The sequence below is a fragment of the Chitinophaga sp. genome (genome assembly GCF_039596155.1).
Classification (GTDB): Bacteria; Bacteroidota; Bacteroidia; order Chitinophagales; family Chitinophagaceae; genus Chitinophaga.
In genome coordinates, this window is record NZ_JBCNKF010000051.1 from 1 (window position 1) to 24,194 (window position 24,194).

The window sequence follows — 24,194 nt, forward strand, 5'->3', positions numbered from 1 at the left end:
CTACGGATAAAGTTTTACCTCTTGCCATATTTAAATATAGGAAGAGTTAATAAAATATTGATTAACAATACATTTTTTTATACAAATAAAAGAGGGTGCCTCATTTATTTATGAGACACCCTCTTTTTAGTTTATAAAATGCATGTTTGGTCTGCACATCCTGCCTTTACATCGATATTAACAGAAGGGCATTCGACCTTCTGTGTTATTTCGCGGCTATGAAAAGAATTGTCTTCTTCTGTTATTTGCTTACACTCAGCGGGGTCATATTTGCACAGGTTAATATTACAGGCACCGTGGTATCTGGTAGGGATGGAAAGCCACTGGGGTTTGCAACGGTTTTTATTAATAATACCAGTAAGGGTGGGACAACGACAGAGGGAGGTAATTTTAGTATTGGAGGAATTGTACCGGGCAGGTATGAGTTGATTGCTTCTTATGTTGGGTATGAAACCGTATCTAATTTCCTGGATGTGAATACGGAAGATGTGAAGATCAAAATTGTATTGCAACCGAAGGCGACGGTACTGAAGGCTTTTGAGGTGAAGCGCGATCCCAACAGGGAGGCGAATATTAAAAAGTTCAGAGATACATTTATAGGGAAGACAGCATTTGCAAAGACTTGTATGATCACTAATGATGAGATCCTGGATATTGGATATGATAAAAGAGAGCAGGCGTTGAAAGCAAGTACAGATGATTACCTGGTGATTGTGAACGAGGCGTTGGGGTATAAGATTCGTTTTTTGCTGAAGCAGTATGTCAATTCAGATATAGATCACACGATTTCTTATTATGGGTATGCGTTTTATGAGAGTATGACGACGAAGAATAAGGCGCTGTTACGCCAGTGGAGGACGAATAGGGAGGCGGTGTTTCATGGGTCATCGTTACACTTTTTCAGGTCATTGATAAAAGGGAATACGGAAGAGGAAGGTTTTGTCGTGAATGAGATAGTGCGGCGGCCACGCCAGCATGGGTATGTGAAGGATACGATTGTGAAAAATGGGAAGATTATGTTGAACAGGGATGCTTATTCAGATGATAGTGATTATGTGAATTACAGGATGCCGACGCCGTTAAGGCCGGTTGACCTGATGAAACCTTCGGATACATTGGAGGATAAGTATGAATTGCATTGTGAGAATATGTTGTTGGTGAGTTATACGAAAGAGCTGGAAGCGGGTAAGTATGCAAGATTGATGGGGAGGTTGCCAAGGCAGCAGGAGTCGATGATACGGTTTATGCAACCGGATTGTACGTTTAGTAAGGATGGGGTTTGTGTGAATCCGTTGGCGATGATTTATAGTGGATATTGGAGCTGGGAGAAGCTGGCTGACCAGGTACCGTATGATTATGTATCGACTGGTGGGAAGTAAATGTTTTTATTTAAAAGCATATAGCCCACCGTAGCGAGCTATATGTTTTACATTTTACTGATTCCTGACCTTTTGGGTCAGTGGCAGTGTTTAGTTTTTTTCCTGGTCTTCAAATTTATTGTTCTCGTGTTTTGAAGTTGTTCTCTTCTTGTTCCTGCTATTGCTGCAACGTCCACTGACTACTTTCAAAATAATCCGGTACGACGGTGCACTGTGCGAACCCACTTTGATTTTCCAGGTTCAGGTAGTTGTTCTGCCATTCGTTTTTGAGCCGGGTAAAACCGTTATAATTTTCCAGTACCCAGTAGCTGCTATAATATGTATTGGGTACACTGGTGCTTTCTACGTAGGAGTAGAGATGCTCGATATTCAGGTAGTGGCTGGTCGAAAGGTTTTTGAAACGTATATGCCCGTTGACGGTTTCCTGCACCCATTTATATTGATTACCGGAATTTGCGGTACTGTACTTTACCTGGCCATTGTCTTCATAGATATAGGTATTCAGCCATTTGTTTTTGATATACACACCGGTGGTTGTATTGCCTCCGCCCAGGTTACTGAGCAGTGCGGCTGCCTGTGCCACCTGTTGATTGGCGAGGTAGGAGAATACCTGGTCCAGTTGTGCCTGGACGGTGGCATTACCTGCGTTGGACTTACGGGCCTGGTATAATTGGTAGATTAATTCCAGTTCGTATTGTCCGTAGGGTACGCCTAGTTTTTGCTGCATGGTGGTGAGGAAGGAGTAGCCAAATTCTTCTGTCGGTTCGATCATGGTGCCTTCTCCATAATCATTCCAGGTAGCGAATTGGATGATGCTTACAGAAGAGGCGAGGGCTTTATCGAGCATGGTAGCAAAGGTGCCGGTGCCGTTGAAGGGGATCTGCCAGGTAGGGCCATCTGCACCGCCTGCTGCGTAGAAGGAGTTGAAGCCGGGATATACGACACCGATAGCGAGCGGGAAGTTGGCCGCCTGTGCATAATAGTTGTTCACAACAGTGGGATGGTCCTGGTAGATCCAGGGGAATTCGCCGCCTGCATTATTCGCACCTACTTCCGATGTAAAGCCATAGAGCGGAAGGATCTTTGGTTTTGGGCTGATACCGTTCAGGATTGCATCCCATTGAGCGGGCTGGTGGAAGGTGATGGGCCCGAAGTTCAATACTACGGGACTACCATTGGTCTTGAGATAGTTGGCCTGGTTGAAGTAGTTATTCTGCATGTAGACAAAGTCGCCATGTGCACCGGTGGTGTTACCGGCGTCCCAGTTCCTGTCTTCTTCCACGATGCCGAATTGCAGGCCGACCGCATTTAGTTTGTTGATGAGGGCATTGGAATTGGCGAGGTTGTCCGGGTAATCGTATTGCATCCTGGTTCCGGGCCAGTCGATGAAGACGCCATCGGCACCGGCGTATTTCATGAGCAGGAGTTGGTACTCGATGATGGCCGGGTCACTGGAGTAGTAAGGGCCGGTTTTCGGGTAGTAGTAAGTGGCGATTTGTCTTTTACCGTTGGTGATGATGTCCGGGTTCTGGGTATTCATTTTCCAGTGGTATCCCCAGGTGCCTTTGGATGCGGGTGTTTCGAACCAGGGCATGTAGTGGATGAAGATTTTTTTGTTCGTGGTTTTGCTGATGGTAGTAGCTGCTACGGTTTGCTTGTTTTTTAAGAAGGGGGCGTCGTGTTGTTTGTTACATGCGAGGAGTAACAGGGCACAGCAACAGCGCCAGGCGAATGTTTTCATACGGAATTTTTAAATGGTTATTGATTGAGTATACTGAAAACGTAAAAGTAGGTATCCAGGTATAGTGGTGGGAAGAGTACGGGGAAAATATAGAAGAAAGATGTGTGGATGGTGTGTATTTGTTTGATAATCAATGCTGTTCTTGCGGCATGTATATAGACGTAAAAAGCAAAATGCCTCCTTGTTTGAAGGAGGCATTTCCTGCTTTTACGCACTTTTTATAATCTTTCAATCTTTTTATAGCCTTTCGATGACACCGGCTATGCCCTGGCCACCGCCTACGCATGCGGTAACGATGCCATATTTCTTATTGAGTCGTTTTAAGTCATTCAGGATCTGTACGGTGAGTTTTGCGCCTGTACAACCTAAGGGGTGTCCCAGGGCGATAGCGCCACCATTGATATTAACGATGTCGGGATCGATCCCTACTTCGCGGATAACGGCTACGGACTGTGAGGCGAAGGCTTCGTTCAGTTCTACGAGGTCGATATCGTTCAGGTTTTTGCCTGTCTGCTGTAATACTTTTGGAATAGCAGCGACGGGGCCAATACCCATGATGCGTGGGTGTACGCCTGCGGAAGCGCATCCAACGAGGCGGCCGATAGGTTGGAGGCCCAGTTCTTTGACCATGGTTTCGCTCATGACGATTACGAAGGCGGCGCCATCGGAAGTCTGGGAGGAGTTACCTGCTGTAACGCTACCGCCGGCGGCGAAAACTGGTTTAAGTTTGGCGAGGGCTTCGGCGGAGGTATCGGCGCGGGGACCTTCATCTGTATCGACGGTGTAGGTACGTGTTTGTTTACGGCCTTTATCGTCTACGTATACTTCATCGATATTGATGGGCAGGATGCCGTCTTTGAAGTAGCCGTTCTGGATAGCTTTGATGGCTTTGTGGTGAGAATTGAGGGCGAAGAGGTCCTGGTCTTCGCGGGAAATATTGTATTCTTTGGCTACGGCTTCGGCGGTGAGGCCCATGCCGAGGTAGTATTCGGGAGTGGTGCTGGCGACTTTGAAGTTGGGCACTGTTTTCCAGCCGGCTACAGGCACCAGGCTCATACTTTCTGTACCACCAGCGATGATACAGTGTGCCATGCCTGCCTGGATCTTGGCAGTGGCGATGGCGATGGTTTCGAGGCCGGAGGCGCAGTACCTGTTCACGGTAACGCCGGGTACTTCGATGCCGAGGGCCCTGACGGAGATCATTCTGCCAATCTGGAGACCTTGTTCAGCTTCGGGCACTGCGTTCCCTACAATAAGGTCATCAACGCGCTTCGGGTCAAGCTGCGGTACGCTTTTTAACAAACCTGTTATGACATCTACGGCGAGATCGTCGGGGCGGTAAAAGCGGAATCCGCCACGTTTAGCCTTTCCCACAGCGGTTCTATATCCGGCTACAATGTATGCTGTTTCCATAACTGAGTATATTTTACCGGGGGTATATCCGGACTTTTTTAAAAATTAATGAAATTTAAGTTAAATAAGTTTTGTGAAATATAAATTAACGTTGTAAATTTGCAACCCCAACCACATGATATGTGTGGGAAAAAGAGGACTCCGTAGCTCAGTTGGTAGAGCAAAAGACTCTTAATCTTTGGGTCCTCGGTTCGAGCCCGAGCGGGGTCACAGAATATTTAAAGCCTTGTGTTATGCACAAGGCTTTATTTTTTTGGGGTTGTTCAATTTTTTTGTTTGTTAGGTTGATTGTCTGCTACCTCATTGTACCATCTCGTGCTTTACCTGTTTGAAGACCTTGGTGCCGAAACGTTTTTCCTGGATCCGATCGTATTCCTTCACATAGTCAGGGTTTTCAGTTTTCATCAGTCTGTCCCACCAACGGAAGTACAGCCCATAATTACCTTTAAATTTACTGTGATGAAGATTGTGATGTACAGACGTATTGATGATCTCAAAGAGGTAGGAATGGCGAAGTGCTTTCGGCATGATTTCATACCCCAGATGCCCATATACATTGATGATTAAGCTTACGGAAGTGAAGAGGATGAGCATGTCCCTGTGCATAGGCAGGGTAAAGGCAAGGATTAGTACTATAGCTCCTTCTGCAATAGCTTCCAGTATGTGAAAAGAGTAGGCCGCAAATGGAGAAGGGTTTACAGACTGATGGTGTACTACATGTGTGAAACGAAAGATGCTTTTATGATGCATGAGGCGGTGCATCCAGTAAAAGTAGGTATCATGGATGACAAGGCTCAGGAAGAGGCTGACAGGCATCCACCACAGTGGATAATCATGGGCATCCGTGTACAGCAGGGTATGTGATCTTACAGGCGTAAACAGGGTAATAGCCATCATTGCGGCGAATATAAGACTGGAGGAGCCGGAGTGCATAATCTCCCGTAAAAAGTCTTTTTTAACGGCTTTTCTTTCCTGGATTTTATATTTGGGGGTAGCGGATGACAGCAACATGTAGAAGAGCAAAAAAGGGACTCCCGCGAGCACCAGGTATCGTATAAATGTCATGCTGAATATTACGGCAAATGCGGTGGCTAATTGTTCCATATAGAATAATTTACCCGACAAAGTTAGGCTGGCATCATGGTGGGGCTGTTAACAAAAGATAATTAACGGGAATCCCTGAGGGCAATTCTTTTGCGGATACGGCTTAGGGATACCGGTGTAATACCCAGCACCGTAGCCAGATGTTTATCGGATACCCGTTGTAGCAGATCTGGTTTGTCCTGTATGAGCTGAAGGTATCTTTCTTCAGGGGTTAGCAGCACGAAGGATTCCAGGCGCTCCAGCGACTGGGCGAGCATATCGAGTAAGAAGTGGTACCTGGCCTGCTCAAATACTGCTTTATTGGCGAGGAGCTGTTGTAAAATGTCATAATTGACTTCCAGTAGAGATGTTTGCTCCAGGGCATGATAAGTAAAACGTGATGGCTTTTGCCAGAGGATACTGTCGTAGGAGGCAACGATCTGATTTTCCCATCGGAGTAGTACGGTGCTTTCAATTCCCTTCTCATTAATATGATAGCACCGTATCATGCCGTTTATGATATAAGCCAGCCGTTGGCTCTTTTCTCCTTCCCGTATATAGATGTCGCCGGGTTTGAGTTGCCTTTTTTGTGTGGCGTTAATTAAGCCTGGCAAATCTGCCGGGTCTATCCCTTTAAAGAGACTAATATAGAAGGCGGTTTTCTCTGCGTCAAGCATCGGTCGTTTTATTATAATTTTTCCAGGCAATGAAGAATCGAAAGTATGAAAATAGTATAAATGCCGAATCTCCGGGTAGTTGCCGTAGGTAACTGCCCGGAGATTCTTTCGGAAAAAATGAAATTAAGACACTACCTTATAACTTGATTTTTTAATTATTTTTACCTTTCAACTAAAATCGGGGACGCTAATTTGTCGCAAAAATATTCTTATAACGAGTACCAACTTTTGCGTGGATTGACTTCACGAGATACGTTGCATTATTCCTATATCTTTAAAGAATATTATAGCGCACTCTGCCACTACGCTGAAACGATCATCTGTGAGCCCGGGCATGCGGATGATATTGTGCAGGACGTTTTTGAAAGATTATGGCAGAAGCCATCTGCGTTCGAGGACATCCGGCACCTGAAGGATTACCTGTACAAGGCCACGCGTAATGCGGCCCTTAATTTCCTGAAGGGGGCACAGCATTCTAAAGAGCGGCAGGCTAAATTTCTCCAGGAGCAGGAGGCTGCTTCCACAGCAGAAGATCCTGACATTATCCGCATGGAGGTTTTCAGGGCCATTTACCGGGAGATCAGCAATTTACCTGATCAATGCGGGAAGATCGTTCGCATGAGTTACATTGAAGGACTGAAAAACGAGCAGATTGCCGAAATTCTTTCCATTTCCCTCCAGACAGTCAAGAATCAGAAAACCAGGGGCATGAAGTTGCTGAGAACGCGCCTGTCGCTGACTGTATTTGCTTTATTCCTGTTATATTCCCACCAGTCATAAATTTTTTTCCGGTTCTTTTAGTACGATCGGGATACCATGTTGTAATAATATAAACACATTTATACATGGCGTCTTTTCCGAACGATCCGTTCATTATTGCAACGCTTATTTCCCGTTCGCAACAGGGCCTGCTTACTGCCGAAGAGCAGGAGCAGCTGGATGCGTGGATGGCCGCCAGCGACGACAACCGACAGTTGTGGGAGGAATTAAATGATCCCGCTGTACAACAACAGCAGGTGTATGCTATGTCCCGGTTTGATGAAACTGCGGCGCTGGAACGTTTTCTTTCCAACAAACCAGCAACAACAAATGTACGCAGGGTGCGTCTGCTACATGCATGGAAATGGGCGGCCGCGGTAGTGGTATTGGGCGTGGGTATATCCAGTTATTTCCTGCTGACACATCGTACGCAAAATGTACAGTGGTACACTAACAAACAGGCCACGCACGATATTCCACCGGGTAGAAACGGTGCCATCCTGACACTGGCAGACGGTACGCAGCTTGTGTTAGACAGTTTGAGGGAAGGAAAGATTGCTACACAGAACGGCACACAAATTTCGCTGAATAATAACGCGCTTACATACGATGCGACAGCCGCCACAGACGGGGTTGCACAAAATACTATTACTACACCTAAAGGGCGCCAGTACCACCTCTCTCTTCCTGATGGAACAGAAGTATGGTTAAATGCAGCGTCTTCTATACAATATCCGGTGGCTTTCAAGGGATCGGAGCGAAGGGTGAAAATTATCGGGGAGGTTTATTTTGAAGTTGCCAACAAGAGCTGGCAACCTTTTATAGTGGAAACCGATCAGATGAAACTGGAAGTACTGGGTACTTCATTTAATGTCAACACCTATGAAGATGAGAAAACCAACCGTACAACATTGCTGACCGGTGCGCTGAAAGTAACGCCACTGTCAGGTAGTCAATCAAAGGTGCTGGTGCCAGGCCAGACTGCAGTTTTAAGCAAACCAACTGTACCGGAGGGAGGTACATTGACCATCATAGAAACGCCTGATCTTAATAAAACAATCGCATGGAAAAACGGCCTGTTTGATTTTGACGGCCAGGATTTATATAGTGTCATGCGCCAACTGGAAAGATGGTACAACATAGACGTGCAATATGTTGGGAAGCCAGAGAATGTCATCTTCAAAGGGAAAATGCACCGCAATACCAATTTGTCTGATGTATTAAAAGTATTAGAAACGATGGATGTTAATTTCGAACTAAAAGGGAATGTTTTGTATGTAAGATAACGGGGGTAAAACATGTTGCTTAAAACAAAACCGGAAGTGCTCGCGACACTCCCGGTAGATGTTTAAGTAATGTAATAATCACAATCTGGATAAAGACGGCTTATTTGTTCACTTAAACATTCCGTTCCGTATGAAGGAACGGCAATATGCAAATCTATGCAAATTATTTTTTATTGCATGCGGGTTCCCTATGGCTGGAAACGTAGCTCAACCAAATCTCTGTTAGTCATGAAGCTAACATTCTTTCTCCTTACCGTAGCCTTGTTGCAGGTATCTGCCAGGGGCCTTTCACAGAACATCAGCTTTAATGGTAAAAACGTAGCACTTGAAAAAGTTTTTGCTGCGGTAGAATCACAAACCGATTATGTTTTCCTGTACAAGGAGGCGGTGTTATCGGTGGCAAAGCCTGTCACTATCAATGCCCGGGACATTGACCTGCAGGCATTTCTCAACAGGTTATTCGAGCACCAGACGCTGACCTACAAGATCATTGACAAAAATATCCTGGTATCCTATAAAGATAGCAGGCAGGCTGCAGGTAGTCAGCCTGTTGATACGGTGCCTGCCAAGCAGGAGTCGATCACTTTCTATGTCTATTCTTTGGGAGGTACACCATTGGGCAGTGCGACTGTGAGCAACCTTACCAGTAAACGGAATTATCTCACTGCAGGAAACGGGCAGGTACAGGTTCCGGTAAAGTTGGGTGATCAGATGCGGATCAGTTATATCGGGTATGTAGACCAATTATTTAAAATTACGGAGCCGATTATTGCTTCCGGTTGGTATAACATCGTGCTGGAGCTCTCTACGAACAAACTGGATGAAGTGCAGGTCACTGTGTTGGGTACTACGAATAAGAGAACCGGCACGGCCAATATTGCCACGGTGAAAGCAAGTGACATCGAAAGGCAACCTGTTGTCAATGTCCTGGATGCGATCGCAGGGCGTGTTCCCGGTCTGCGTATCAGTCAGTCGGCTAACACGGCAGGGGCCAGGAAAGTAGAGTTGCGCGGACGGAATGTGCTAAACGAGAACCTGTTTACAGATCCGCTGTATGTTGTGGACGGGTTACCGATTGCTACTTTATCTGTTAATCCATTTGGCACAGGTACACCTGTTAACGGTGGCTATTCAACATCCGAAAGTCCTTTGTACATGATCAATCCCCTGGACATTGAAAGTGTGGACGTACTGAAGGATGCGGACGCCACTGCACTTTACGGATCCAGGGGTGCAAACGGTGTGATCCTGATCACTACCAAAAAGGGAAAGCCGGGCCCTACCAGGTTTAATGTGAACTACTCTAAAGTGTTTTCGTCTGTGCAGCATTACATGCGCCTGATGAACACTGAACAATACCTGGCTGTGAGAAAGGAAGCCATGCTGAATGATGCGGTTGTTCCTACCAGGGATAATGCCCCGGATCTGACTATCTGGGACCAGAAAGCCTATACCGACTGGCAGCGCTACTTCTTCAGGAATGCGCAGTCTGACGATGTGCAATTGAGTGTGGAAGGAGGGTTGTTGTTAAATACCTACCGTGTGAGTGTGGGATATACATCTACAACAGAGATGTACAACCAGGGGAGAGGAAACCGTCGTTTAACGACTGGCATATCTTTCAACCACCGCAGCACGAATGGTAAGCTGGCAGTGGAACTTTCTGTTAACAATACTTATTCGAACGATGAAACTGCTGCTACATTAGACTTATTCTCACTGCCTCCCAATGCGCCGGGGATTTATGATGAGAACGGGGAGTTTAATTTTGCGCCGTATAGAAACCAGTACGGAAGTAGTTATCCATTCGCGAATATTAAGAACTGGGGAGAGAATCAAACATTAAAAAGTCAGACGAACGTTGGGTTTACCTACGAGATACTCAAAGACCTGACGGCGGGTGTTCGCGTGAGCGGGGAATTTTTCTCCAATAAGTCAGGTTACTATATGCCTAAAGCCGCAAAAGATCCCTTATACTCTCCTGTTAGCATGGCACTTTTCGGTAGTGGTACCGGAAAGAGCCTGTTGGTAAGGCCGAATATAAACTATCTTAAATTGTTTGGCGGCGCCAGGATCTCTGTTTCACTCGCAGCGGACTACAGTTATGCCGACCAGGATGCGGTTACTGTGATAGCAACGATGTTCTCTAACGATAACCTCATCAAAAGCTATGCGAATGCCCAGTTGTTGCAATCCATGAATAACTATGCAGAGTTGAAAGTTGCCTCGCTACTGGCAACCGTTTCATTCGACTGGGAAAATAAGTACATCATTAATCTGAATGGCAGGAGAGATGGATCTTCCCGCTTTGGAGAGGGGGCACGTTTCGGGAACTTTGGTTCCGCAGGGGTGTCATGGGTTTTATCAAATGAAGAGTGGTTTAAGCAGGCAAACCTGAATTGGCTGAGTTTTGCCAAGATCAGAACTACTTATGGTGTGATGGGCAATGCGAATGTGGGGGATTACCAATATCTCTCCCGCTGGTCGAACATTCCGACTACTGCCATGGATAAATTGCCGGACTACGATGATCAAACCATTTATACGCTTGTACAACCCGTTAACCAGAAATACAGCTGGTCCAGCGCCAGCAAGTTCGAAGTGGGCGCCCGGTTCGGGTTTTTCAACAGCAGATTGAATATTGAAGGTAACTTCTATAATAACAGGGATGGAAAGCAGCTGACAAATATTACCACGCCGGTATTTACTGGTTTTTCTGCTGTAGTGGGCAACTGGCCTGCAGTCATCCGTAACAGGGGAGTAGAGCTGATGCTGGATGGAACGATCATAAATACGGATACCTGGGGTGTTACTGCACGATTCCAGATAAGCAGGAACGCGAATACGCTGGTAGCTTTCCCGGGACTTGAAAGCTCCCCTTACAAGGATATGTACAGGATTGGGACATCCGTAACAGCTAAGTCATACTCACATTACATCGGTATTGACCCGATGAAAGGAGTACCTATGTTCGAGGATCATAACGGGGATGGAGTCATGCCTGTGGGGATGAGCTCCTCGAACTTCCCGGATACGAAGCTGGACGATCATTACAAGGTGATAGATCTGAACCCTAAATATTTCGGTGGGATGGGCTTTCGACTGGACTTCAGGCGAGTGTTGTCGCTGGATGCACAATTCAGTTTCGAAAATTCCCTGGTGGCGAACCAGTTAAATAACCTGGGGTATGGAGGTATGACTAACATGATCATGTATGACGAAATTGCTAACAGGCACTGGCGGCAACCGGGGGACAAGGCATTGTATGCAAAGTATTCAACTGTCAATAACGGCGGGCTTTTCGGATCGGATGCCTACTATTCGAAAGGTGCTTATATCAGCCTGGACAACCTGAGCCTGGCTTACATGCTGCCTGCAGCATGGTTAAAGAAGGTGGGGATGAAACAGGGTACGATCTCGCTGAATTCATCAAAGATCTTCAAACTCTCACAATACAGAATGTCGGATGTTGAACTGGGTACCACACCGCAAATCAGAAGGATTGCTGCTAACCTGAGATTAAGCTTATAAAATCAATCGTATGAAAAAATATGTTTTCAATATAATAACAGCCAGTGTCTTGTTACCAGGCCTGCTGATAACAGGTTGCAATAAATTGCTGGATATAAAGGACCCGGTAAATTCGATCACCACCAACCAGGTTTTCCAGACCGACGACCAGGCAGCCATTGCGCTCAATGGTTTGTATTCTTACCTGATCAGTGGCGGAGAAGATGAAACCACTTCATATGGCCTGTTGGGCAGCGATTTATATAGTGCCGGTGGAATTACGCTGGCAGCGGCACATTCAGCAGATGAACTGTATCACCCGTCACTTGCCGGAGATTACCAATATTATGTGGAAACAACTGCCAGGCTCACATTGCAGAACCTGGGATATTCCTATAAAATATGGAAGTCGGCCTATAAAGGGATTTTCAATGCTAATGCGCTGATAGAAGGTGTGAAATCTGCTACGTCAAAAGACTTTACACAAGCCTACAGGAAACGGGTGCTGGGCGAAGCCCTGGCGGTAAGGGCCATGGGATATTTCTACCTGGTGAACCTCTTCGAAAATGTGCCCCTTGCGTTATCTATCGATTATAATGATACCAAAGACCTCCCTTCTGCCAAGCCTGCCGCGATATATCAACAGATCATCAACGACCTGGAAGAAGCGTCAGGATATCTTTCCGAAAATTACGATGGCAACAACGTCGAGCGCATCCGGATCAATAAATGGTATGTAGAAGCTATGCTGGCAAGGGTCTACCTATTTACCCAGAACTATGAAAAGGCCTATCAGCATGCTAACGAGGTGATTAGTCGTACAGATTTGTTTCAACTGGAAGACCTGAATCATGTATTCACCATATCCAGCCGGGAAGTTATTTTCCAGTTGAAGCAGATCAACATTACAGTATTGCGGGGCAATGCTACGCCCGAGGGGTTCGCGATGACAGGCCGGTACCTTACCCCTACGTTGCTGAATGCTTTTGAAACAGGTGATAACAGGAAGACAGCATGGACATCGGCTGTCGTGAGCAATCCATATACGCCCGCTGGTTTCTCCCCGGCCAAGTATAAGATCAATTCCACCAACTTTACTTTCAATGGTTACAGGTCTGAATACTATGTAGTGATGCGGCTTGCCGAGATGTACCTGATAAGGGCGGAAGCGAACATGTTGCGGAGTGCTGCCAATAAAAATGCTGTGATCGATGATCTGAACACGATCAGGGAACGTGCGGGATTGAACGGCCTGCCTTATACTTTGACGGATCAGCAGGTAACGGATGCGATTGCGCACGAAAGGCGCATAGAGTTATTTGCGGAGTGGGGGCACCGCTGGCTGGATCTGAAGAGAACGAACAAGGCAACAGAGGTACTGTCGGGGATCACTTACAAGCAGCCGTGGAATCAGCATCAGCTACTATACCCCATTCCTCCGCCTGAAATCCTCTGGGACAATAATCTTTCCCAGAATATCGGCTACAACTAAAAGTGATCACTATTAAACCAGGAAAGATGTTTCAATTCAGCTATAAAATATATCTCAAAGCGGGCCTGTTAGCGGGCGTTATGCTGCTGCCCGGTATTGCCTGTAAGAAAGAGTTACCAGCAGAGATATTTCCGGCCTCTTTGACGATTGTGAATGGTATTAACGACAATAGCTCCATCCTGACAGCCTATTTTGGAGAGACACAACCGCAGATCTACGGCAGGCTAGCTTATATTGGCAATGGTAGTTATTTTAGTTACGCTACAGATCAAATGGATCTGCCAGTTACGCTGTTCAAAAATTACGATACGCTACAGCCCGATAAGCCCTTTCTTAAAACCCGCCTGGCACTGGAGCAGGGTGGCATTTTTACGCAATTTGTATATGGTAGTCCAACGCAGGTGAAGCAAAAGCTGGTAAAGGAGCAGCTTCCTTCGCGTAGCCTGAATGACAGCGTGGTCAACCTTCGGATTATTAACCTGATCGATAACAGAACGATCGACGTAGTTTCACTCGAGCCGGCGGCAGGGCCCATGGTCGCTGACCTTGCCTACGAACAGCTGTCTGATTTTATAAAAATTCCTGCGAACATGGCTGTAAAGAACTTCCGTTTCGAAGTGAGAGATCATGCAACAGGCGCCACGCTGACTAACTTATCTGAAATAAATGTCTACCCGGGTACTACTACGCTGAATACCCAATGGCTGTTTAAGGCACGTACGATGGTTGTGACCGGAACATGGAGTAGCGAGGGAAGTTTTTCGGTTCAGGCAAAAAGTATCGGGCATTTTTAATCCAAGTTTTTAATCGCAAGTAACATTATATGCAGGCTATATTAAAGGTGGAGAACCTATCGCATAAGTATGCCAGTTCATGGGCCATACGCGACATTAATTTTGAGATCAATGATACCGGTGTTGTCGGATTGCTGGGTTCGAACGGAGCAGGCAAGTCGACCACGATGAATATCATTTGCGGGACCCTGCTGCAAACGGAAGGGAATGTTTCTATCAATGGGTTGAACATCAAAGATGATCCTATTGAATATAAAAAGCAGATAGGCTTTTTGCCGCAGCAGGCGCCTCTTTACCTCGACTTTACCGTGCAGGAGTACCTGGAGTATGCTGCGCAGCTCAGGTTGATAGATAAGCACCTGGTAAAAAGAGCGGTGGAAGAGGTATTGGAGAAAACATCCATTACGCAGATGAGGTCACGACTTATAAAGAACCTGTCAGGGGGATATCGCCAGCGGGTAGGTATTGCGCAATCCATCATCAACAAACCTAAAGTGGTCATACTTGATGAACCTACCAATGGTCTTGATCCTAACCAGATCATTGAGGCAAGGAAACTGATAAAAGAAATAGCACAGGACCGTGCTGTATTGTTATCGTCGCATGTATTGTCAGAAGTGAACCTGTTGGCGAAGGAGATCATCATGATTGAATCCGGGCAGGTCGTGTTTTCTGATACGCTTGATGCTTTCAATAATATACTCCAGCCTAATACGATGGTGGTGAGAATGCTCCATATGCCTGCACCTGAAGAATTGATGGCGATAGAAGATGTGCAGAAAGTAGAGTTGCTGCCGGACAACAAATGCCGGATCTATTTCCAGCAGAACGATGATCTGGCTGAAAGAATTGTGCGGAAGAGTGCAGAGAAAAACTGGCGGCTTACTTCCATTTACACAGAATCTTCCGGTATGGACGATGTATTCAAACAATTATCATCAAATTCTTCTTCAATCTTACGTTCATGAGAGTAGTTTTTAATATAGCGCGGGCAGAGTTACGATATTTTTTCTTTTCGCCGATAGCCTGGTTTGTATTGATTTTGTTCCTGATGTCCAGTGCTGGCCTTATCATGGGCAACCTGGCGGATACTGCATTACAGCAGGATACCTTCCTGGAATTGCAGGGGAGTGCTTTTGCAGGATTTCTCAATACGCCGCTGACGATGATGGTGATTGGTAAGGGGCTGCAGACGGTGCTGATGATTTTCTTTTTGTTCATCCCGATGTTGACAATGGGTGTGATCAATCGGGAGTATGCAGCTGGCACTATTAAGCTGCTTCACTCATCACCCGTGAAAACACGTCAGATTATCCTGGGTAAGTTTTTGGGGGTGTATAGTTTTGTATGCCTGATGATCCTGACTTTCATGGCGGTGTTGATAGTATTGGTCTTTTCTATCAGGAATGCAGAGATCCTGCATATCCTGGCGATGGTGTTGGGTTTCTTTTTACTGGCGGCCATGTATGTGGCAATAGGTATGTTCATCTCCAGTTTAACATCGTACCCGATTGTTGCCGGGATTGGCACGTTTGTAACACTGACGTTGTTTACATCTTTAGGCATGATGTTCCAGGGAACGGATTATGTGCGGGATGTTACCTTTTTCCTTTCCAGTTCGGGAAGGGTAGAAACTTTTTTGTCCGGCCTGATTACAACAAAGGACCTCGTTTACTTCTTCAGTATTATTTTCCTTTTTATCGTATTCACCATTATCAAAACGAAATCCATGACAGAATCCAGGCCATGGCGTGTTTCGGCAGGGAGGTACCTGCTGGCGTTCGGGATAACGGTTGTAATACTGGTGGTTACTTCCATACATGGGTTTATTGGTTATTGGGATGTGACAAGAAGTAAAGTGAATACACTGCATGAAAATACCCAGCAGGTGTTTAAGCGACTGGATGGGTCACCGCTGAAGATAACGCTGTATACCAACCTGTTTGGATATAACCTGATCAATGGTGTGCCTTCCGCGCGCAACAGCTACCTGTGGGGTTTCTGGGCGAGGTACCGCCGGTTTTATAAAAACATGGAGTTTAAGTATGTATACTATTACGATGTGAACGATGGCGACAGCTCTATATATCAGGCCTACCCGGGCAAATCGCTGGATGAAATAGCGGCGAAGTATGCGGAAATGTATAAAACGGATCTTTCCATTTATAAAAAACCTGCAGAGATCAGGCAGCTCGTTGACCTGGGGGCGGAAGCGAAAGGGTTGCTGATGCAGGTAGAGTATAAAGGGAAAAAGACGTTCCTGAGAACGTACCAGGACCCGGAAATTTTTCCAAATGAAAGGCATGTTTCAGGTAGCCTGCTGCGGTTAATCAATGATACGACGCCCACCTTTAAGTTTCTTACCGGGCACTATGAACGGTCGCCCCTTAAGTTAGGCGAGCGTGAATATGGGAACCATGCTGTGAATAAAGCGTCCAGGAATGCGCTGATCAATATGGGATTGAATTTCGACACGATAAGGACAGTGAGTGCTGGCAGTTTTACACCAGCAGATGTATTGGTCGTCTCTGATCCTAAAACAATATTGGAAAAGGCTGTTATTGATAGTGTTAAGCAGTATATCGACAATGGGGGAAATGCCATGTTCTATTCCGAACCGGGCAAGCAGTTTATTATGAATCCTATTCTCAATCATGTGGGGGTAAATGCGGATGAAGGCACCATTGTACGGGTGAACCCACAAGATATGCCCCACAAGTTCACCGGGTTGATATCCGAGACCGGAACAGATATGGCCGACGAGCAACCGTTCTTCTACTTCAGGAATGGTATCATCAATGCCTGCTATACCAATATTGCCGGTGCCAGTGTATTAAGCTATTCCGATACTACAGGATTTAAGGTAGAACAGATTACTACTTTGCAGAACAATGCCAATACCTGGGTAGAGAGAGGCTTATTGGTAGTGGATTCAGCAGCGCCTGTATTCAATGCTGCGGAGGGGGACTACAGGAAAGAAGGGCCTTATGCTGTGGGCCTGCAGCTTACCCGCAGGATCGGCAATAAATGGCAGAAGATCATCATTTCCAGCGATGCGGATATGATGTCGTCAGCCAAGGGTAACGGGAAGGATTATGGAAATGCTTTCTACAGCTATACAGTTGATAACAGGTATCCTGTTTACCACAATTTCAAGGTACCTACGGATATCTGGCTTACGATAAAAAAGGCCCCGGCCCAGACATTGAAGATGGTACTTCAGTATATAATACCCGCCCTGATCCTGGTTGCAGGCATCATCATACTGATCAGAAGAAAACGCAAATAGCGGGTACTTTCATTGTTTCATAAAAAGTATAATTATGTATTTGCAGACAGATACGCAGACGATGGATGATCTGCGCTTGTTTTCGAAAGCAGACACACAGGGTATTTACGATATCTATAATCATTCATTTACCCGTGGCGGGCAAAACATGATGGAAGCCATGTTTAGAAAGCCGTTGAACAACAGGGAGGCCATCATCAGGCGGATCAATATTATAACTGCATTCGTGCAAATGAAGGCCCGTTTTCCTTTCGATGGTGCAGTGCTGGACCAGGCAGAGAAATATATCTCATTTGACGATCACCCGGATGGTGGAACCCGGGTATCGCTGAGTGAGAAGGAGGTACAGCATGGAATTATGTCGGTCATAGCTCTTTTCCATACGCTCAGGTGGTATTTGGAGTCAGCGGAAATCGCAACGGTAAAAGAGCTGGAGGAAGAAAGGCTGGCGGCTATCGGGGTTTTGAATGATCCTGCTTTTATACCGGTGTTCAATGAAAAACCGGATGCAAGAATTTCGTTTGCCGCCATTACGGCGTTTGATGTGCTGATCCGTAATAAGGAGAAAAGGAAAGTGCTGCAATTATTACATTTCATTTATCATATCGATGTGTATGTGTCAGTGGCGCAGGTGACGCTGCAGCATAACCTGGTATTTCCTGTGGTGCATCCGAAAGGGACTAATATTTTAAAAGTGGATGGCGTATACCATCCACTTTTAAAAAACGCGGTGGCTAACAGTCTTCATATGGGGCCTTCCCGTAATCTCATTTTTCTTACCGGGGCTAACATGGCAGGGAAGTCGACCTTTCTGCGTTCGTTCAGTACTGCCGTTTACATCGCACATATGGGTTTCCCGGTAGCGGCGACCTCCATGGAGTTTTCCGTGATGGACGGAGTGTATACTACGATCAACCTGCCTGATAACCTGGGCATAGGGGCCAGCCATTTCTATGCAGAAGTGTTGCGGGTGAAGAAAATAGGGCAGGAGCTCAGTGAAGGAAAATCACTATTCGTATTGTTCGACGAATTGTTCCGGGGTACGAATGTAAAGGATGCACTGGAAGGAACCCTGGCAGTTTGTAATGCATTTACCAACCGGAAAGACAGTAAGTTCATTATCTCCTCTCATATAATCGAAGCAGCAGAAGAGTTGCGGAAAAAGGGAAGCGCTGCATTTTATTTTCTTCCCACAGTCATGAATGGAACAGTACCTGCATACACGTATACGCTGCAGGAAGGCGTTACGGATGACAAGCATGGAATGATCATCATTAATAACGAAGGTATACTGGAAATTCTTAGACAGGGAAACAAAGGTGGAACAAGGTTAAATAAGCAATTATGAGTTTTAAAATAGATCGCCAATCAATAGGGGAGCTGAACCTCATGGGAAAATTCCGCCAGGGATCCGTATACTATCTATTCAATAAAGTGAGCACACGGATTGGGGAGAAACTGATGGATGAGATGTTTTCTCATCCGTTGAATGATGCAGCGGCTATTAACCGGCGGGTTGCGATTTTTGAGTTTTTTGGGAAAAGCAATATCGTATTTCCCTTTGAGGCCGACCAGGTTTCCCTGATGCGGGAATATATTGATACTACGGCAAGGCGATCCCAATGGGTGGTAACGGCAGATCTTTATCTGCAGAAGTTGCTGGCGGGACTTACGAAAGACGGACGTTTCAAAAACACATTGCTACAATTGCAGGCAACGATCGTAACGCTGAAAAAGTGTTTTGGAATGCTGGAGTTGCTGAAGCGCGAAAATGGTCCATTGCAGGACCGTGTGGATGCATTACTGACCATCATGTACCAAAAGGACATTCGTAGGATCCTGGACAGTGACATCTACAAACCAATGTCGACCCGCAGGGTATCGGAGTATGATTTCCTGTTGCGCAACAGGCACAACGATGCGATGAAGGATATACTGCAGTTCATTGCAGAAACGGACGTATATATTTCGGTCAGCAAGGTATCGCGCGAGCGGAACTTTTGTTATGCCACCGCGGTGGAAAAAGAAGAAAACCTGTTCCATGCCCGAAACCTCCGGCATCCATGTATTGCTAAAGCGGTGGGCAACGACATAGCAATGAAGACGGGTAGTAACGTACTGTTCCTCACGGGAGCAAATATGGCAGGTAAGTCTACCTGGATGAAATCAATCGGTATTGGCATGTACATGGCACATATTGGTTTCCCGGTGGCTGCTTCAGAAATGGTTTTTTCAGTACGTGAAGGTATTTTCTCCAGCATCAATGTGGCAGACAACATCGCCATGGGATACAGCCACTTTTATGCAGAAGTCGTGCGGGTGAAGGATGCAGCAATAGCGGCGGCAACCGGTGAGCATTTGCTGTTGATGTTCGATGAATTGTTTAAGGGAACCAATGTAAAGGATGCGTTTGATGGTACCCTGGCGGTAACAGAAGGATTCTCTGCTTACAACAATTGCCTGTTTATTGTATCTACCCATATCATTGAAGTGGGAGAAGCGTTAAAAAAACTGCCCAATGTACAGTTCCGGTTTATGCCTACAGTACTGGAAGGGAATGTGCCCAGGTACACTTATACTTTACACGAAGGTATTACTGAAGACCGGCAGGGGATGATGATTATTGAGAACGAGGGAATCATTGCACTTATTAATAAAATGTAGCCTGATCAGGTAGCGGCAAGATGCCGTGTTAATTAAAGTTTTTTCAAATTATAAACTGTATGAAGCAAATATTTGCATCAGGGATACTTATGTCCCTGCTATCCACATCTGTCCTGGCCCAGGTGCAACCATTTACCGGGTTTACCAGGCAGGATTTGAAAGATGATTTTAAATATGCGGTTGAACTGTTGAAACAGCAGCATCCGAATCCATATAAGTTCACAGATACTGTCAGTTTTAATAGTAAAATGGATTCCCTGATGAACCGGCTTGATAAAGATCCGTCGTTGTTAAGCGCATTGAGGTATTCTCCCATACAGTTATTCAATGATGTGCACCTGAAACTGGATTATGATGAGGATCGTGTGGTGGATGTGTTTTATGGGATTCAACATTTTCCGCTGGCCATTACCACCTTTAAAGACAGGATCATAGTGAATGCCAAAGGGGAAGTCATTCCTTTCGGGGCAGAGATATTGAGCATTAATAAAATGCCAGCAGCAAAGCTGCTCAGCGAAATCGGCTATGCCACTTATAGCGATGGCTTTATCAAAACGGGTACTGATCGCACGGCAACAAGTCTTAGTTTGTTCATTAGCCTGGTTTTCCCGGAGGCAACCAGTTATGAAGTCGTATACAGAGAGTACGGTGCCAGGCAATCCGCTACCGTACAACTGAAAGCTGTAGATGCAAAAACAGGATACCATAACCGGAGCCTGGGAGAGCTACCATTCAATACCTTCCTGAGGCGGGCCTATGTAACGAAGGAGTACCAGGACAAGGAATCTACGGCTATCCTGACCGTTCTTACATTCATGCTGCAGGAGAATGCCATGTATAAGGAATTGAGTGACTTTTTCTCGGAAGTAAAGAAGCGCAATATCGGCAACGTCATCATAGATATAAGGTCAAATGGCGGCGGGAACCCGAATATGTCAGCGCTGTTGTATTCATTTGTGGCGTTACATCCGTTCGACAATGTATTCAATTACCGGACAAAGAACATACAGTTGCATGATCCTGAGAACCTGTTGAATGGTTACGGCACCAAAATGGGAGAGGAAGAGGTGAAGCAGACGGAGAACTTTCTAAAACAGCGGTTTGATTACGACAGCACGGCCGGGTTTTATTATGGCAATGCGCGGCTGACGGAAGGTTCAATTTCCAACTATCCACCTGATAAAAATAACTTTAAAGGGAATGTGTATGTACTGATCAGTGGGGGCACGGTAAGTGCGGCAACGTACTTTGCAGCGCTGGTTAAAAATAATAAGCGTGGGGTACTGGTAGGTACTGAAACTGGTAGTGGAGAAGCGTCTACTACAGCGGCATGGTTTAATACCTATATATTGCCTAAGACAAAAAGCAAATTGACGGTTCCGATGAGTGAAGTGTATTTTATGAAGGCCAGGCAGGATAATGGACGGGGATGTCAGCCAGATAAAGAGTTGACTTTTGATACGTTTCAGCAATATATCCGTACGGGGAAAGATCCGGAGATCCAGTATACATTGGATCTGATCCGGGCCGGTAAGCAGTAGCATCCTGGAAGGCATGTGCGGGAATTATTTACAACGCCTCAAGTACAATGACTTGGGGCTTTGTTTTTCAGTTTTTGGGGGGAAGGGGGGTAGTCACCAGTTGGTGAGAGTGGGGGGATCATTTGAAAAGGTCTGTTTTCTTTAATCCTTCCATCACCTTATACATGTTCCATACATCCTCCTTTTTACATTGCACCTGTTTATAAATCACATTCTCCGGCGTAATGACAAAAGCGTCAACGGTATCTGTTAGCACGCCCACCCATTCTTTTCCATCTTTCAGCACCAGGTAATATCGATCTCCCATTACCAGTGCCTCGTTTTTCACCTGTTTTAACAATACCAGGTCACCCTTATCCCATAGGGGCAGCATACAGTCATCTTTCAGGGAAATAAACAAATCTCCCCTTCTGTGCACATCCCCTTTCAACGTGTAAGAAGGCTGTTCATCTGCCAGCTTTGATAACTGAATATCTTCGTAAACGGGGATATCCTGCTGGTATTTTTTGAAGATCGCTGCCGTCTTATTGATACCTGTAATGATGGAATACCGGTGGTTGCCATTGTTTTCAAGATTGTCCTGCATATGATAAAATCATTGATTTTAGACTTCGCTTTGACTTAAAGCTAGGTCAAATTTCAGGAAAAACAAGCACTTGCAAAAGATTTTATTTTTCACAATAAATTGATTTACAGTATGATATGGTGATTTTCATCCTGATAATACAAATGTCATCACCGGCATTTCATCAGCAGCTACCGGGGTAAAACAAACCACATTTTTCCTTTCATTCATTAAAATTTTTATTAACTTGTAGCCTCATTCAGGTACCGTGTAAAAGCCTATGTTTTAAAACTCATCCCTAATACCATATAACCATATCAATTACTTTATGGATCGCAGACAATTCCTTTCGCTATCAGCAAAGCCACAGCCAGCAGTGAAAGCGACTACAACCGGTTCGCGTACGGATTCAGGTATTTCCGCATACACCGGCACTTTTGATACTGCCCAGGCAGTGCACCTGCTCAAACGTACTATGTTTGGCGCTACGCCTGAAGATATCGCCTGGGTGAAAAGTGTGGGCATGGACGCGGCGGTAGAAGCCCTGCTTACCACTGTCACTGCTGTTACTACTCAACCTGTCAATACCTATGGCGAGGATGAACATGGTATATTACCCGGCGAATCCTGGGTGAACTCACCTCCTCCGTCTTCGGACGATGAAGATGCTAAACGCTGGAATTCATACAAGGCATGGTGGATCGGTGTGATGATCAACCAAAGCCGTAGTATCCAGGAAAAGATGGTGCTCTTCTGGCATAACCACTTCGTGACTGAAATGGATATGACCCACGATTCCCGCTACATCTACAAGTACAATACCACCCTGCGTGCCAATGCTACCGGCAATTTCAAAGCACTCACGAAAGCAATTACCCTTGATCCTGCCATGCTGAGATATCTGAACGGATACCTCAACTCGAAAGCGGGTGCCGATGAAAACTATGCCCGTGAGTTGCATGAACTTTTCACGGTAGGTAAAGGTCCTGATAGCCACTATACGGAGGAAGATGTACGTGCTACAGCCCGTGTGCTCACTGGTTTCCGCATCAATGCGAATACCATTACAACTTATTTTGAAAGTACGGAGCATGATATTACCAATAAGGAATTCTCCGACTTTTACAGCAATAAAAAGATCACCGGCAAAACTGGTCAGGATGGAGCTACGGAACTCGATGACCTGCTGACTATCATCTTTGCCCAGCCGGAATGTGCGAAGTTTATTGTGCGCAAACTCTATCGCTGGTTTGTATACTACCTTATTGACGATGCGGTAGAGGCGAACGTGATCACGCCGCTGGCCACCATTTTCAGGAACAACAACTACGAACTGCTGCCGGTACTGAGGGCGCTTTTCAAGAGTGAGCACTTTTATGATCCGCTGAATATGTCAGCACTCATCAAGAGCCCGATCGATCACAACGTAGGGTTGGTGCGTGAATTTGGCGTAAAATTCCCTACTGCATATATGGATGCTTATGATGCCTGGGACAGGCTGCGTTCCCATGCCGCCAGTATGCTGCAGGACATTGGCGAACCACCGCAGGTAGCCGGCTGGCAGCCTTACTACCAGGAACCTCAATACCACGAGATGTGGATTAATACGGATACCCTCCCTAAACGTAATCAGTTCACCGATGCGATGGTGAGTGAAGGCGGATTTGGTGGTGTAGCGATCGATGTACTGGCTTTTGCGAAGAAACTGTCGAATCCATCGGATCCTGTGCAGTTAGTCACAGACTCAGTAGCAGTGCTTTACCGCATTGATGTATCTGACAAGTTCAAGGCATGGCTGAAGAATACCATCCTGCTCAGTGGTCAGAATCCTGACAGTGACTACTACTGGACAGATGCCTGGAATGCCTGGGCAGCTTATCCTACAGATACGGCACTGCGCACAGTCGTTGAAAGTCGCCTGCGTACTTTGTACAAATACCTGATGAACCTATCCGAATATCAACTATCCTGATCTTTTAGAAGAACCTATACTCTATCAAT

At 45.8% G+C, this 24,194-nt stretch carries 17 protein-coding genes and 1 tRNA gene; 13 read left to right on the plus strand and 5 right to left on the minus strand.

The window, feature by feature from the left end; genetic code table 11:
• Nucleotides 1-218: 218 nt before the first annotated feature.
• Nucleotides 219-1,379 (plus strand): carboxypeptidase-like regulatory domain-containing protein, encoded by a 1,161-nt coding sequence (locus ABDW33_RS30180; RefSeq protein WP_343693810.1) that lies wholly within the window; start codon nt 219-221, stop codon nt 1,377-1,379.
• 157 nt (nt 1,380-1,536) lie between these two features.
• Here the strand turns inward: ABDW33_RS30180 and ABDW33_RS30185 are convergent, their stop codons facing one another.
• Complete coding sequence (locus tag ABDW33_RS30185) at nt 1,537-3,120, minus strand: glycoside hydrolase family 71/99-like protein (RefSeq protein WP_343693811.1); 1,584 nt, start codon at nt 3,118-3,120, stop codon at nt 1,537-1,539.
• A 237-nt stretch (nt 3,121-3,357) separates the two neighbouring features.
• Nucleotides 3,358-4,533, minus strand: coding sequence for an acetyl-CoA C-acyltransferase (locus tag ABDW33_RS30190; RefSeq protein WP_343693812.1), 1,176 nt, complete (start codon nt 4,531-4,533; stop codon nt 3,358-3,360).
• A gap of 137 nt (nt 4,534-4,670) precedes the next feature.
• Here ABDW33_RS30190 and ABDW33_RS30195 point away from each other — a divergent pair.
• A tRNA-Lys gene (locus ABDW33_RS30195) sits at nt 4,671-4,743 on the plus strand.
• Between the two features lie 90 nt (nt 4,744-4,833).
• Here ABDW33_RS30195 and ABDW33_RS30200 read toward each other — a convergent pair.
• Nucleotides 4,834-5,637 carry a sterol desaturase family protein gene (locus ABDW33_RS30200; protein WP_343693813.1) on the minus strand — a complete coding sequence of 268 codons (804 nt, stop codon included), beginning with the start codon at nt 5,635-5,637 and terminating at the stop codon, nt 4,834-4,836.
• Between the two features lie 62 nt (nt 5,638-5,699).
• The gene (locus tag ABDW33_RS30205; RefSeq protein ID WP_343693814.1) at nt 5,700-6,293 is read right to left on the minus strand and encodes a Crp/Fnr family transcriptional regulator; all 594 of its coding nucleotides are present in this window, start codon (nt 6,291-6,293) and stop codon (nt 5,700-5,702) included.
• Nucleotides 6,294-6,530: 237 nt separating this feature from the next.
• Here ABDW33_RS30205 and ABDW33_RS30210 point away from each other — a divergent pair, with 237 nt between their 5' ends.
• The 10 genes from ABDW33_RS30210 (at nt 6,531) to ABDW33_RS30255 (ending at nt 21,628) form a co-directional block, all read left to right on the plus strand.
• Nucleotides 6,531-7,073 (plus strand): RNA polymerase sigma-70 factor, encoded by a 543-nt coding sequence (locus tag ABDW33_RS30210; protein ID WP_343693815.1) that lies wholly within the window; start codon nt 6,531-6,533, stop codon nt 7,071-7,073.
• A 65-nt stretch (nt 7,074-7,138) separates the two neighbouring features.
• A complete protein-coding gene (locus ABDW33_RS30215; RefSeq protein WP_343693816.1) occupies nt 7,139-8,338 on the plus strand; it encodes a FecR domain-containing protein in 1,200 nt (399 codons plus the stop codon).
• Nucleotides 8,339-8,566: 228 nt separating this feature from the next.
• On the plus strand, nt 8,567-11,869 hold the full coding sequence (locus ABDW33_RS30220; protein WP_343693817.1) for a SusC/RagA family TonB-linked outer membrane protein: 3,303 nt from the start codon (nt 8,567-8,569) through the stop codon (nt 11,867-11,869).
• A gap of 10 nt (nt 11,870-11,879) precedes the next feature.
• Entirely contained in the window at nt 11,880-13,340 is a 1,461-nt protein-coding gene (locus ABDW33_RS30225) for a RagB/SusD family nutrient uptake outer membrane protein (protein WP_343693818.1), read from the plus strand.
• A 26-nt stretch (nt 13,341-13,366) separates the two neighbouring features.
• Entirely contained in the window at nt 13,367-14,134 is a 768-nt protein-coding gene (locus ABDW33_RS30230; protein WP_343693819.1) for a hypothetical protein, read from the plus strand.
• 29 nt (nt 14,135-14,163) lie between these two features.
• Nucleotides 14,164-15,102 (plus strand): ABC transporter ATP-binding protein, encoded by a 939-nt coding sequence (locus ABDW33_RS30235; RefSeq protein ID WP_343693820.1) that lies wholly within the window; start codon nt 14,164-14,166, stop codon nt 15,100-15,102.
• Nucleotides 15,099-17,423: a Gldg family protein gene (locus ABDW33_RS30240; protein ID WP_343693821.1), complete on the plus strand. Its 2,325-nt coding sequence runs from the start codon at nt 15,099-15,101 to the stop codon at nt 17,421-17,423. Before ABDW33_RS30235 ends, ABDW33_RS30240 begins: the two co-directional genes overlap by 4 nt.
• Nucleotides 17,424-17,457: 34 nt before the next feature.
• Nucleotides 17,458-18,771 carry a DNA mismatch repair protein gene (locus ABDW33_RS30245; protein WP_343693822.1) on the plus strand — a complete coding sequence of 438 codons (1,314 nt, stop codon included), beginning with the start codon at nt 17,458-17,460 and terminating at the stop codon, nt 18,769-18,771.
• On the plus strand, nt 18,768-20,087 hold the full coding sequence (locus tag ABDW33_RS30250) for a DNA mismatch repair protein (RefSeq protein ID WP_343693823.1): 1,320 nt from the start codon (nt 18,768-18,770) through the stop codon (nt 20,085-20,087). The genes ABDW33_RS30245 and ABDW33_RS30250 overlap by 4 nt, the downstream gene beginning before the upstream one ends.
• 59 nt (nt 20,088-20,146) lie before the next feature.
• Nucleotides 20,147-21,628 carry a S41 family peptidase gene (locus tag ABDW33_RS30255; protein ID WP_343693824.1) on the plus strand — a complete coding sequence of 494 codons (1,482 nt, stop codon included), beginning with the start codon at nt 20,147-20,149 and terminating at the stop codon, nt 21,626-21,628.
• Between the two features lie 118 nt (nt 21,629-21,746).
• Here the strand turns inward: ABDW33_RS30255 and ABDW33_RS30260 are convergent, their stop codons facing one another.
• Entirely contained in the window at nt 21,747-22,214 is a 468-nt protein-coding gene (locus ABDW33_RS30260; RefSeq protein WP_343693825.1) for a hypothetical protein, read from the minus strand.
• 307 nt (nt 22,215-22,521) lie between these two features.
• Here ABDW33_RS30260 and ABDW33_RS30265 point away from each other — a divergent pair, with 307 nt between their 5' ends.
• Nucleotides 22,522-24,165: a DUF1800 domain-containing protein gene (locus tag ABDW33_RS30265; protein ID WP_343693826.1), complete on the plus strand. Its 1,644-nt coding sequence runs from the start codon at nt 22,522-22,524 to the stop codon at nt 24,163-24,165.
• Nucleotides 24,166-24,194 lie beyond the last annotated feature (29 nt).